Source organism: uncultured Metabacillus sp. (genome assembly GCF_947503125.1).
Classification (GTDB): domain Bacteria; phylum Bacillota; class Bacilli; order Bacillales; family Bacillaceae; genus Metabacillus.
Genome location: NZ_CANNCR010000036.1, coordinates 15,933 through 28,422, shown reverse-complemented (window position 1 = coordinate 28,422; position 12,490 = coordinate 15,933). Strand labels below are relative to the sequence as shown.

At 35.6% G+C, this 12,490-nt stretch carries 14 protein-coding genes; 1 reads left to right on the top strand and 13 read right to left on the bottom strand.

Translation table 11 applies throughout. The features are described from left to right. Window positions 1-10 precede the first annotated feature (10 nt). From Q1B07_RS18670 to Q1B07_RS18650, 5 genes are all read right to left on the bottom strand, one after another. Window positions 11-1,078, bottom strand: a complete 1,068-nt coding sequence (locus tag Q1B07_RS18670) for a Ger(x)C family spore germination protein (protein ID WP_299092941.1) — start codon at window positions 1,076-1,078, stop codon at window positions 11-13. Continuing rightward, on the bottom strand, window positions 1,075-2,175 hold the full coding sequence (locus Q1B07_RS18665; protein WP_299833263.1) for a GerAB/ArcD/ProY family transporter: 1,101 nt from the start codon (window positions 2,173-2,175) through the stop codon (window positions 1,075-1,077). Before Q1B07_RS18665 ends, Q1B07_RS18670 begins: the two co-directional genes overlap by 4 nt. Before the next feature lie 16 nt (window positions 2,176-2,191). Next, window positions 2,192-3,667, bottom strand: coding sequence for a spore germination protein (locus tag Q1B07_RS18660; RefSeq protein ID WP_299092963.1), 1,476 nt, complete (start codon window positions 3,665-3,667; stop codon window positions 2,192-2,194). A gap of 238 nt (window positions 3,668-3,905) precedes the next feature. After that, window positions 3,906-4,448, bottom strand: coding sequence for a cell wall hydrolase (locus Q1B07_RS18655; RefSeq protein WP_299092962.1), 543 nt, complete (start codon window positions 4,446-4,448; stop codon window positions 3,906-3,908). Between the two features lie 259 nt (window positions 4,449-4,707). Beyond that, on the bottom strand, window positions 4,708-4,902 hold the full coding sequence (locus Q1B07_RS18650; RefSeq protein ID WP_299092939.1) for a hypothetical protein: 195 nt from the start codon (window positions 4,900-4,902) through the stop codon (window positions 4,708-4,710). Window positions 4,903-5,320: 418 nt separating this feature from the next. Between Q1B07_RS18650 and Q1B07_RS18645 the strand changes: the two genes are divergently transcribed. After that, a complete protein-coding gene (locus Q1B07_RS18645; protein ID WP_299092938.1) occupies window positions 5,321-5,509 on the top strand; it encodes a DUF2187 family protein in 189 nt (62 codons plus the stop codon). Window positions 5,510-5,596: 87 nt separating this feature from the next. Here Q1B07_RS18645 and queF read toward each other — a convergent pair whose 3' ends face one another. From queF to Q1B07_RS18605, 8 genes are all read right to left on the bottom strand, one after another. Beyond that, complete coding sequence (queF, locus tag Q1B07_RS18640) at window positions 5,597-6,094, bottom strand: preQ(1) synthase (protein ID WP_299092937.1); 498 nt, start codon at window positions 6,092-6,094, stop codon at window positions 5,597-5,599. Window positions 6,095-6,115: 21 nt separating this feature from the next. After that, entirely contained in the window at window positions 6,116-6,844 is a 729-nt protein-coding gene (gene queE, locus Q1B07_RS18635) for a 7-carboxy-7-deazaguanine synthase QueE (RefSeq protein ID WP_299092936.1), read from the bottom strand. Further along, entirely contained in the window at window positions 6,841-7,284 is a 444-nt protein-coding gene (gene queD, locus Q1B07_RS18630; RefSeq protein ID WP_299092935.1) for a 6-carboxytetrahydropterin synthase QueD, read from the bottom strand. The genes queE and queD overlap by 4 nt, the downstream gene beginning before the upstream one ends. Then, window positions 7,281-7,943, bottom strand: coding sequence for a 7-cyano-7-deazaguanine synthase QueC (gene queC / locus Q1B07_RS18625; protein WP_299092933.1), 663 nt, complete (start codon window positions 7,941-7,943; stop codon window positions 7,281-7,283). Before queC ends, queD begins: the two co-directional genes overlap by 4 nt. 697 nt (window positions 7,944-8,640) lie before the next feature. Beyond that, window positions 8,641-8,766, bottom strand: coding sequence for a DUF6254 family protein (locus Q1B07_RS18620; RefSeq protein ID WP_299092932.1), 126 nt, complete (start codon window positions 8,764-8,766; stop codon window positions 8,641-8,643). A 155-nt stretch (window positions 8,767-8,921) separates the two neighbouring features. Then, complete coding sequence (locus Q1B07_RS18615) at window positions 8,922-10,268, bottom strand: hemolysin family protein (protein WP_299092931.1); 1,347 nt, start codon at window positions 10,266-10,268, stop codon at window positions 8,922-8,924. Window positions 10,269-10,757: 489 nt separating this feature from the next. Further along, complete coding sequence (locus Q1B07_RS18610) at window positions 10,758-11,327, bottom strand: HAD-IA family hydrolase (RefSeq protein ID WP_299092930.1); 570 nt, start codon at window positions 11,325-11,327, stop codon at window positions 10,758-10,760. A 77-nt stretch (window positions 11,328-11,404) separates the two neighbouring features. Further along, complete coding sequence (locus Q1B07_RS18605; protein WP_299092929.1) at window positions 11,405-12,439, bottom strand: hypothetical protein; 1,035 nt, start codon at window positions 12,437-12,439, stop codon at window positions 11,405-11,407. Between the last annotated feature and the right edge of the window lie 51 nt (window positions 12,440-12,490).

Below are 12,490 nucleotides of genomic sequence, written 5' to 3'. Positions count from 1 at the left end.
GTTTTCCATGCTAATCAATGACTCCTGTTTCCGAAATAAGAACATCTGCTTTGACATCAACGTTTAAATCTTTAATTTCTTCTCTCCAATTTGAAATATCGAAATCTCTTGATTGTGACCGGATATCATCTCCAATACCAAGAGGGTCAATCTGTAATTCCTTAAATTTGTCAATAAGGGCCAATGATTCTTTTTCAATTTCGTCCTTAAATGCTTTTTCTGCCTTCTTAATAACTTCTTGGGTTATTTTTCTCCCCGTGTACTCATTTATATAACCCTCGACATGTGCTGAAATTTCTACTTTAAGGGGATTGAGTGAAATTAAATTTAATTTTCTTGAAGATGAAATACTTCTTATTCCAGCTTTTTCTTTTGAATCAGGGATATTTAATGTATACGAACCCTTTGAATATTGGTCTGCAAGAATCTTAAAGAAAAGCAATTTTTCATTCGATATTTCTCCAACCAACTTAACATCATCAAATAATGCTAACCCGTCAATTAAAACATCCTTACCTTTTTTTGAAAGAATCGGTAAAAATGGATCTTGTCCCTTTGAATAATATTGATATAAAAATAAATGCAAATTAGACCTTGGCAAATCACGGTGAAGATTATTATGGAGGATTAAACTTGATAAAAACCTGGACGCTCCTTGTGTGCCAAAGTCCGCTTCCAAAACGCTTTTCGCTTCATCCCGTGTAACAGCAAGCAAAAGCCGCTCGCTAATCGAAGCATCACGCTGCAGCGTATCTACCAGATCGGTTATTCCTGATCTTGATAAGGCTTCACCAAATAAAACAACCTGAAGCTTTCCGAGTACTAGAGGATCCGGTGATTTCTTTTGCATGTCTGAAAGGATATCTCTGCTTAGTTCCGAAATTTCAACAAGTTGGTAATCTTGTACAGGCTGATCTTTTAAATAAGTATTAATAATTGCTGTTCCCCTAATTTTATCTTTTTCCACTTTATCAAAACCAGTAACAGTAACAAGGTTTACATCATCAATAATTTCCTGTTCTACACAACCTATTAAAAACAACGGAAAGAGAATGATTAGCAGGAACATTTTTTTCATTTACTTTTCTCCTTTGCTTTACGAATTTTTCGGATAATGATCGTTAGAAAGAAGATGACTGGAATATAAGCAAATATGATATAAAACCCAACTTGACCGACAATATCATTAACAAGGCTTATTTCTCTGCGTGTTTCTGATAAATTTACAAAAATATAAGCGAGAATTAATACAAATATTTGCGAGAATTTTTGCTTAATAGAAAAAGCATCCTTTAAACATCTGCTCGCAGACCAAATGGTTAAACAGACATTAGGCAAAATAACCAAACTCCAATTCGCGATACCGATATATTCAAAACGCTCAACAAATGGCAATTCGATAATTTTCCAAATTGTTAACGTTGCCCAAACATTTTTCCCGAGCTGTTCTTCACTAAAATAAATGATGGTGATAATGCAGACAAAGGTATATGTTAACGTACTAAAAGCAACGGCCATATGGGCCCACTTTTTTGATTTATTTTTATTTTTAAGAAAAGGATAATAAACAAGCAACGCTTCAAAACCGATAATTGTCAGTGACATGTTCTTTGTTGACATGGCAATATCTTTAATTGAATGATCCATTATTGGAAGTAGATTTTTTATCTCCGAGAACTGAAGAGGAAATAAGAAGGTTAACAATAAATAGAGCGTCAGTACAACCCCAAAAAAACTTATTCCTGCTACCACACGGGACCCTCCGCTTATTACATATAAAACCAACAATAAAAAAATGAATGAAAACACCCAAACATTTAAATCCGGAAACATCCATACCTCAACGATTTCGACATAGGTTCTTAAAACGGTGATCGCCATTAAGATAAAATATAATGATAAAAAAATGCTAAGGAATCCTCCGACCCATTTTCCAAAAAGCTCCTGATGAACGGAAACTATATTGCCGTCTGATTCCTGAAGAATCCGATAAATCATCCACAATGAAACATGAACAAGAATTCCAGACACAATAACAGCTATCCATGCATCCCGACCAGAATCTTCCGCAATAACCCGTTGAAATCCTAATACACCAACTCCAAATTGCACAGAATGAATTAAATAAAACACTAAAAAATGAGAAACCTGGAACCTCTCTGCTATTTTTATCATGGAATCATCACCTCAGTTACTCATCGATGTCTCTGTTCCTTGTCGCATTTGCTTTTGAAAAGCGTTTAGGGTTATGTGTTCGCAATTGCTGTGGTCGCTTAGACATCCATGAAAAGGGGAGCCGTATAAGGGCATCCTTCATATCAATTGATCTAGGAGGATAAATTGGTTCTAAAAAAGGTCTACCTAACGAGGTTAGCCTTAATAAATGGGTTGTTAAAAAACTAAAACAAATAACGATGCCAACTAAACCAAACCATTGTGCTAATATTAAAAATGGAAACCTAAGCATCCTGATCGTATTACCCATCGCATAAATTGGTGTCGTAAATGAAGCTAGTGCAGATAAAGCAACAATTATCAGCAGAATATTACTTGTTAACCCAGCTTCAACTGATGCTGTCCCGATTACGATCCCTCCAACGATACCGATTGTCTGACCGACCTTCGATGGCAACCTTGCTCCAGCCTCTCTTAATAATTCAATAGTCAATTCCAAGAACATAGCTTCTAAAATTGGCGGTAACGGGACATCTCTGCGAGAGGAAATTAATGTATTTAATAAATCACTTGGTATTAACTCATAATGATAGGTTAGAGCTGCCACATAAACTGGTGTCACCAAAATTGAGAATGCAACGGCAAAGAGTCTGATTAGCCTAAAAAAAGAGGCGGTTAGCCAATTATAAAAGTAGTCATCAAATGCTGAAAAAAACTCAACAAGAGTTGTGGGTCCAATTAATACATGTGGTGAACCATCAACAATAACTCCTACTTTCCCTTCTGCTAAGATTGAAGCAACACGATCCGGCCGTTCAGTATCTAAGAGCTGTGGAAAAGGGGAATTATGATCATCTGAAATCATCTGGGTTATGAATGAACTATCACTGATTTGGTCAAATTGAATATCTTTAATACGCTGTATGACAGTATGGACGTTGTCTTCATTACAAACACCTTCAACATATAATACCGCAAGCTTTGTATTCGATAGATCTCCAATTTTCATTTCGAATATTCGAAGCTTATCATTTGTCACTCTTTTACGAATAAGGTTAATATTGGACTCAATCGATTCAACGAATGCTTCTTTAGGACCAACAACACTAAATTCTACTTCTGGCAGGGATACGTCACGGGCCTTGTTAAGGGTCGCCTTAACTAGCAAGCTCGGAATTCCATATTCGGACAGGCTGATCAATACATACCCATCGAGAAGCTTTTCCTTAATAACATCTGTATCAATTGTTATGATAATGTTTTCAATCGGGATCCCTTTTTTTAATTCATCTAACGTATTCCAGCTATCACTTTTTAGAATAGGCATGATTAATTTTTGGAGAGTTTGCATGTCTACCAATGTTCTTATATATGAGACCCAGTACACAAGCCGATTTGTTCGTTCTTCAAATTGAATGAAGTCAGATGAAGTTCGAAACCGGGCAATCACTTTAGCTAATGAAGGTTTGTTTTTCCCATTCTCATACCTCATATTGTTCATGACATCCACCACACGCTTTTCGTTTTCTCTGGGAATAGTATTCGTTTTGTTCACTTTTAGTGTTCTGCTATTTTTCATATCATGCCACTAATGAATGGAATTATGCACCATTAGAGGAAAAGTTAAATTAAGGTTAAAGGGTAAATTATTCAGCAAAAAAATAAGAGGTCGTCTCGAAACGAAAGAAGTGGACCTTTCAGAGACAGCCTCTTATTAATATTCTTTCTATTTATTTTGCAAATCGATGCTTGCCGATTGTAACAGTCACTTCACGTGTAGTGATCCATGGGCTTTTTGCTGTTACAGGATTGTAAAAATACAATGAACCATTCCCCATGCCACGGAATGCTAATGCTTCCTGAACGGCTTCTTTTGCTTCAGTGTCAGCTGGTTGATTAATCGTACCATTTTGTACAGGTGTAAAAGCATAATAGCCTTGATCAACTTGATAAATGACACTTTTAATATCATTTGGGAACAATGAGCTATCAACTCGATTTAAAACAACAGAGGCAACAGCAACCTTACCTGCATATGGTTCGCCTTTTGCTTCCGCATGTACAAGACGCGCTAATAAGTCTTTCTCCTCTGCAGTAATCGATTGAGGAATCGTTAATTTTTCTCCGGCATATAATAAATCTGAAGACTTCTGATTAACAGATTTTAACGATTTTACAGATACTCCATACTTTTTTCCAATTAACCACAACGTATCACCTGTTTGAACTTGATGTGTTGTTGCAGCATTAGCTTTTGATTTTGGTACTGTCATCGCAGTAAGCGATAAAGCTAATGTTGAAACAGCAACAAGTTTTAAAATTGTCTTTCTCATGTTTTCGTATCCTCCTACTGATCTCCTTATTTTGAAATTTAGGACTTGCACATGAACTAGACTAACAGGTTTTAAGATCTAAAACACCCCTCAATTTCTGGAAACGATTCCAATAGTTTAATGGCCTGCTACGGTCATAAAATAAGCTAGAATCATTAGGGTATCGAAAAATTTTAAAAAAGCGAAGAGGTTAGATTAACTAACTTCTCGGCTCTTGCAAATAACGGTAAATAACACTCCCTCCTTGTTGAGCAATTCCCCGAAAATGTTTAAAATCTTCTCGATTAACAAGAACGGTTCGAAATGACAAAAACCGGTCCTTTGTTACAAGGTATTCATGTAATTCACCATCCTTAAGCTTATCTAATATTTCGTGAATCGTTTGTTCATCCATGGTAATACCTCCACCTGCCCTATAAATTTCATCTATAGTTTACTAGAAGGAAGTTCTATATGTCTAATTTTTCGAATAGATTCCTCTTCCCTAAGCCTGCAGCCAGATTTCCAACTGTGAAACGTTTTGTTTTGTATCCCTAGTGAATAGGATTGTTCATGCTTCCCTTGATTCCTTTCAATTTTGCCCAAAATCACTAATGTCGATTCTTAAGTAATCTTCCATGATCTGTAAAGTTTTTTCCTTTAATTAGAGTGAATGGCTTTACTTACAAAGAGAAATAGTGTTAAATAATGCTAATAGAAGGTTTCTAGCAATAGTAAGTGCCTATGGCTCAAGGCGCAGCAATAACTTAGATTGATTAGTGTAGGACATACAGAGATTCTGATCGTCGAAGAATATGTAAAGGAGCGAGGCAATGAAGATCGCTAAAGTAGGAAGCATTATTGAATTTAAAGAAGGTTTAACAGGTGTTGTTGAAAAGGTAAATGAAAATTCCGTAATTGTTGACTTAACGTATATGGAAAATTTCAGAGAATTAGATCTTGATAGACGCACCGTTGTCAATCACAAAAACTATAAAATTGTAAAAGAGTCTTTCTCTTAGTATAAGACAAAAAAGGGTCAGCCTCCCGCAAACACTACGGATCATCACTGTGTTAGCGGGTGGCCGACCCTTTGATCTTGAAATTACTTAACGATTATCAATTTTTTCAGGATACAAGTCATGGTTCATTAAGCGGTATGCCGCCATTTCCTCGTATTTTGTTCCTGGTTTTCCATAGTTTGTATAAGGATCAATGGAAATCCCGCCGCGTGGGGTAAATTTCCCCCATACTTCAATATAGCGGGGATCCATTAGCTCTATAAGATCATTCATAATAATGTTCATACAATCCTCATGAAAATCTCCGTGGTTTCGAAAACTAAATAAATATAATTTTAATGATTTGCTTTCAACCATTTTAATATCAGGAATGTAGCTGATATATATTGTGGCAAAGTCTGGTTGATTGGTAATCGGGCATAAAGATGTGAATTCAGGACAATTAAATTTTACAAAATAATCACGATTAGGGTGCTTATTTTCAAAGGTTTCTAAAACTTGTGGTGAATATTCAAATAGATATTTTACTCCTTGATTCCCAAGCAGTGTTACATCCTTCATCTCTTCTTGTTTTCTTCCAGCCATGTCTTTCCCTCTTTTCATCGATTATACACCGCGCTTATTGCCCCAGACTAATGTATGCAATTGAGGCAACACACGAACATGATTTAATTCAGAATCAGCAACCACTTGATCAATTAGCCATTCATATTTTTCTAATAAAGACTGTACTAATCGTTTTGTGTCTGATGCGAAAACATCTTCATTTCCTACTTGTAAATAAAACGAAATCTCCGGATATCGCAAGTGGATATTCTTTGCAAAACGTAAATCTTCTTGATCAAATACAACAACCTTGAGGCTGATAAATTGTTTTTTATTTGCATTTATTAATGTATGAATAATCTCATCCAGCTTTGCAAAATCAGTTTTCATACCAGAGCTTGGCGGCTTGGGAGAAATCGTCAAATCATCAATTTCCTTCAGCCAATCCTGATATTTACTGCCTTGTGTTTCAATCGCAACCTTTTTTCCATTCTCTTTTAACAATGAAATAAGCTCATGTAAATTTGTTAATAGTGCCGGATTGCCTCCTGAAATCGTGACATGCGAGAAACGATCTCCTCCTAGCTCCACTAACTCTTCCCAAATTTCATCCGCCGTCATTTGACGGATTTCATCCTTAGCAGTGCCATCCCATGTAAAGGCCGAATCACACCAGCTGCATGAATAATCACAGCCTGCTGTACGAACAAACATCGTTTTTTGCCCAATCACCATTCCTTCACCTTGAATAGTTGGGCCAAATATTTCTAATACAGGGATTTTTTTCAATGTTGTTCCTCCTTCAGCTTAGGACGAAATACGACATAGCTTGTAGGTGTCTCCCTGACAAAAACTTGAACACATTTTGGTTTATTTGGTTTTGTATCAAGCTCCTTTTGAATCACTTCCCAAATCGCCCGTGCTACCCCTTCGGTTGTCGGGAAATAATCCGGATTTTCGTCCGAGAATAAATCAGTATGATCATTTAAGAGCGAATGATCAAAACGGTCATGAATCAGCTTTTTCAAACTTGCAAAGTTCACTAAAAAGCCGGAGTCATCTAGGTCATCACCAGCAATCGTTATATTAACAAAATAAGTATGTCCGTGCACCTTTTGACATTTTCCTGCATCTTCATGCGGAATAAAATGCGCTGCTGCAATATGCATATCTTTATTTAATTCAAATTGATAAGAATGCTGTACTTGAGGATAGATTTGTTGAATCATCGGACATCAGCACCTTTTTCAAGTAAATAATCATCCAAGCCTTTTTTTCTTAATTTACATGCCGGACATTCACCACATCCATCAGCAATCACACCGTTATAACAGGTTAAGGTTTTCTTTCGCACATAGTCAAGTGCACCAAGTTCATCTGCTAACTTCCATGTTTCCGCCTTGTTAATCCACATTAATGGAGTATGAATAACAAACGGCTTATCTAAAGCTAGGTTTAATGTAACATTACATGATTTAACAAATGCGTCCCTGCAATCCGGATATCCGCTAAAATCCGTTTCACATACACCTGTTACAATATGTTTCGCACCAATTTGATCAGCCAAAATTGTCGCAAAGGATAAGAATAAGAGGTTTCTTCCTGGGACGAAAGTGGACGGCAGCTCTCCATCCCTATGCTCGATCTCAATATCTGCTCTTGTTAATGCATTTGGTGCAAGCTGATTTAATAAAGACATATCTAAAATATGATGCTTTACGTTAAGCTCTTCTGCAATTGACTTCGCCACTTCAATTTCTAAGCTATGACGCTGATTATAATTAAAGGTCACCGCGATAACCTCTTCAAATTTCTTTAAGGCCCAAAATAGACATGTTGTACTATCTTGTCCCCCGCTAAATACAACAACTGCCTTCTCATGTTTCATTTAAAACGTTCCCTTCTTACTTAATAAAGAAATAAAGAAAACTTGACTAGCGCCAAGCATTAAAGCGCCGGCGATTGCCTAGTTACCCTGATACTTTAAGCTTAAAATTGTCCTCTACGTCGAACTTTCATCTTTGCTGACAATTTATACTCTTAAAATATAAAAAAACACCTGCGAAATTAATTCGAGGTGCCTAGCACTTTTTTCTATAATAAAACTACAATAAGGATCTATTAGTTTTTTATAGAGGGTTTTGCTAGAACCTCTCCCGATTCTAAAAAGACTAAATCGGATTTGCTTTTTAATTTTCAACTAAAAAAATATATCACGAAAGTAACATTTTTGCAATGATCATATAAATGGTTCATCTACAAATATCATTATACCATTATGATATTATAATCACTTTGAAATAATTACGGAAGTAAATTAAAAACTTTGCTTGCATGAACTAAAGCGCAAGCATAAGGCGAATAGGAATAGAAGGTGTTCTTTACCTTCAATTCCTATTTGACTAGACCCTAGAAGCAGTTAAAAACTAGGGCGGCCTTATCTCTTAACTGCATTTGCACGTCCTGTGCTTCGCCGATGGCGACTGGTGCTAGACACTAAAACTAAGTACAGAATTTTATGCTTTCTTAAACTTTAAAAAACAAGGTGTCTAAAGTCCAGACACCTTAGACACCCCATTTCTCCACTATTTCTCTTCTTTTTTTCCCGCTTCACTTGCAAGCTGATCAAAGGATTTTACTTTGCCATGAGGATTTTGTGATTGTTTACGAACAGTCCATTGACGCTCTTGCTGTGATTTTGATTGTGTCATAAGATAACCCCTTTATCATCTAAGTGAACTACAGAAGCTCTTTAGCTTCTTATCTATTTTTTCTAATGAAGCATTTTCATTCTAGAACCATTATGCTTTAAGAAAACTCATCGACTGGCGAGTGTTAAAAAAAAGAACTTACAAATGTAAGTCCTTTAAGAAGTGGCAATATTTTTTTCAAGTAAGGCGGGGTTTGGCATTGCTTCCTTGTGCATCTTCGTTATTTCAAGATAACGGATATGATGATTTTCCATTTCTTTCACCTTAAAATTGTAGGAACCAAATTCAACAATGCCTCCTGTTTCGATCTCATACTGATTGGTTAAGACCCAGCCTCCAATTGTATCAACATCGGTATCGTCAATATTGATACCAAGCAGCTCATTTATTTCACTAACAAGCACTTTACCGTCAATAATATATTTCGAATCACTAATTTTTTGAATAAGCGGAACCTCGTCGGCATCAAATTCATCACGAATTTCTCCGACTATTTCTTCTAAAATGTCCTCAACCGTAACAAGACCAGCTGTTCCACCGTATTCATCAATTAGGATCGCCATGTGAATTCTTTCCTTTTGCATTTTTAAAAGCAGTTCTTGAATAGGAACCGATTCTGGTACCTGAATAATTGGCCGAATATACTTTTTAATGGAAAAAGACTGCCCGGCATCGACATGGATGAGATCAGTAAATATTTCTTTGATATTAACCATACCAACTACATGATCCTTGTCTCCATCTACAATTGGATATCTGGTATATTTTTCATCTTTAATAATTTCTAATTGCTCCTGGATCGGAGCATCAATTGATAAGGAAATAATTTCGGTGCGCGGCACCATGATTTCTTTTGCAATTCGATTATCAAATTCAAAAATTTTATTAACATATTTAAATTCAGACTGATTAATTTCTCCGCTCTTATAGCTTTCAGAAAGAATGATCCTTAACTCTTCTTCACTGTGTGCTAGCTCATGCTCTGAGACTGGTTTTAAACCAAAAATTCCTGTAATAAAGCGAGCTGATCCGTTTAAAGCCCAAATAAACGGGTACATAATACGATAGAAGCCCATCAAAGGTCGTGCAAACCATAAACTGATTGCTTCTGCCTTTTGAATGGCAACCGTTTTCGGTGCTAATTCACCAACAACAACATGTAAAAAGGTAATCGTTGAAAAGGCAATGACAAAGGATAATACTGTAGCGATCGAGTTAGGAAGATCAAAACGTTCAAATAAAGGTTTTAACAAATGTTCAATTGTTGGTTCACCAAGCCACCCTAAGCCCAATGCTGTAATCGTTATTCCTAATTGGCATGCTGACAAATATTCATCTAGATTATCAATGACTTTCTTTGCAGCATTTGCCTGTTTGTTTCCTTCTGCAATTAATTGGTCAATACGAGAGCTCCTAATTTTAATGATTGCAAATTCAGAAGCAACAAAAAAACCCGTAAGAGCGATTAAAATTGCAACAAGCAACAAATTGACTATGTCCAAATAAGCTTCCTTACTCCGTCATAAACGGAAAAGGAGTCACCTCCTGAGTGTTAAATCAGAATCAAAAAACACAGGCTCCTTGTTTAGCTCTCTAACTTTAGACGTTCAGGTATAATAGTTTAAACATATCCATTCATCATAAAAATGTACTTTCAAGGCTAAACAAAAGTGCCAAGTCAATTTCTAATTATTTATATGAGCGTCCGCTTGGAGTAAAATAAGGGATGCTGTTTGTATATTCAATTTTAACACTGCCCCATATTATCACCCCACAATATATATTGAATTAATCATAATACGATCAAACTATACAGTCAAACGTAACACTTAGCTGATTTCTTAAATAAATATGTGAAATACCGTTTAAAAATACCTTTTCCATTGAAAAACAGCTTATTATGACCGTAAATGAGTGATAAAGCGATAATTGGCAGGTTTTAACTAGAATCAAGAGTATTTTTTTGAATTTTTCAATATTTCGAATGGTGTTTATGTATGTAGCTTTACAATATTAAAAAAATCCTCATAAGTATCCAAATAAAAATCAGCGCCTTTTTCCTGGTTTTGAAACAAGCAAGTATACAAACCCACTTCTTTAGCAGGAATAATATCTATAAGACGATCTCCTATTGCTAAATCCAAACTGTATTTTTCATGTAAATACTGATAGGCCGTAGAATTAGGTTTCCTTGGAAAACCATCATCGCCGGCTACAATTTCACGAAAATAATGATTCCAGCCATAATAATCGAGAATAAATTGAACCTCTTCTCTCGGCTTATGTGTCATAATAACATTTACATTGGAATATTTTAAAACCTCTTCAACAAAAGGAAACGGTTTCTTACGCTCTGGTGACAAGGATTTATCCTTCTCTTTAAATTCAACTATGCTTTCATTTGTAAGATTAAAATACTTAGCGGCATTTGAGACAGACACTTTAAGCTGATTTAAAATGTCTTCCTTTGGTATTTTTCCATTTAATATCTCATACATAACTTCTGTAAATGCAGGGTATGTATCAAACAAAGTGCCATCAAAATCCCATAAAATGTTCAATATATTCTTCCTTTCAATGGTTAAAATTCTTAGTGGTTTTGAGATTGTTAATATATATCCATTTTATCATATTCAACTTATTTTCTTGGGACCTTCTTCAACATTAATAGAGCTAACACCCCTAGGCAAATATAGCCGAAAATTGGATACAATAACGATATTAAAGAACTATAACCAAACTTACTAATAAAAGCAGCAGCACTTAAAATAGCAATCACAATGACCATCCGCGGTAGATTAATATAAGATAAAACCTGTTTTTCAAGTCCAAATAAGTTACCAATAACCGATGTAAAAACTTCTCCATAAATTACTGCAATGTAGATAAAATAAAAGGCATAAAACGTCGTTTTCATAGCTTCAGCCATCGGTATTTCATATTGAGTTAAATTTGGTAATGTAGATAATGCCAGATGGCTGCTGATTAAAATAATCGTTAAGATAAGTCCGCCAAGAAATCCTCCTCTTTTCAACACTTTTTCATCCTGAATCTCATTTGCTAAAGGCACTAGAACAGCTGCAGACATTGTCAAGTTAAACGCGGCATATGAAAAAGCAGACAATATCCATTTAAAAGACGAAGCTGGTTCGCTCGGTATGTTAAAAAAAGGTTCAATAGAAAACGACCGAACAGCAAGTATGGTACTAAATAATATTAACATCGGAACAACAATTATATTTACGCTGAATAGCCCGTTTACACCAAAAAACATAACTCCGATTGTAAGCAAAATCGTTATGATTACTCCGATTCTTACGGGAAGATTAAGCTGCTCATAAAAAATCGCACCAGCACCAGATAACATAATTGAAGTTAAGCCTAATAGAATGATAAGCATAAAAAGATTAACAAAGCTCCCGAACTTTCTCCCAAATAAAAAAGTCATTAAATCCTGGTACGACGCTGCATTTATTCTTTTTGAAAGAACAAGCATTTTGATCCCAAGAGATATAAAAAGAAATCCGGCTAACAAAATACCAGCAAGTCCAAAAACACCGTATTTCGTGAAAAATTCAACGATTTCCCTCCCTGTTGCAAATCCCGCTCCAACTACAGTCCCGACATATACTGCTGCAACCTGAAAGGAAAAAACCCAAGATTTCTTCTTCATCCAACACACCTCACTAAAGTTTACCAAAGCTTGTATCATTATATGAAGAAA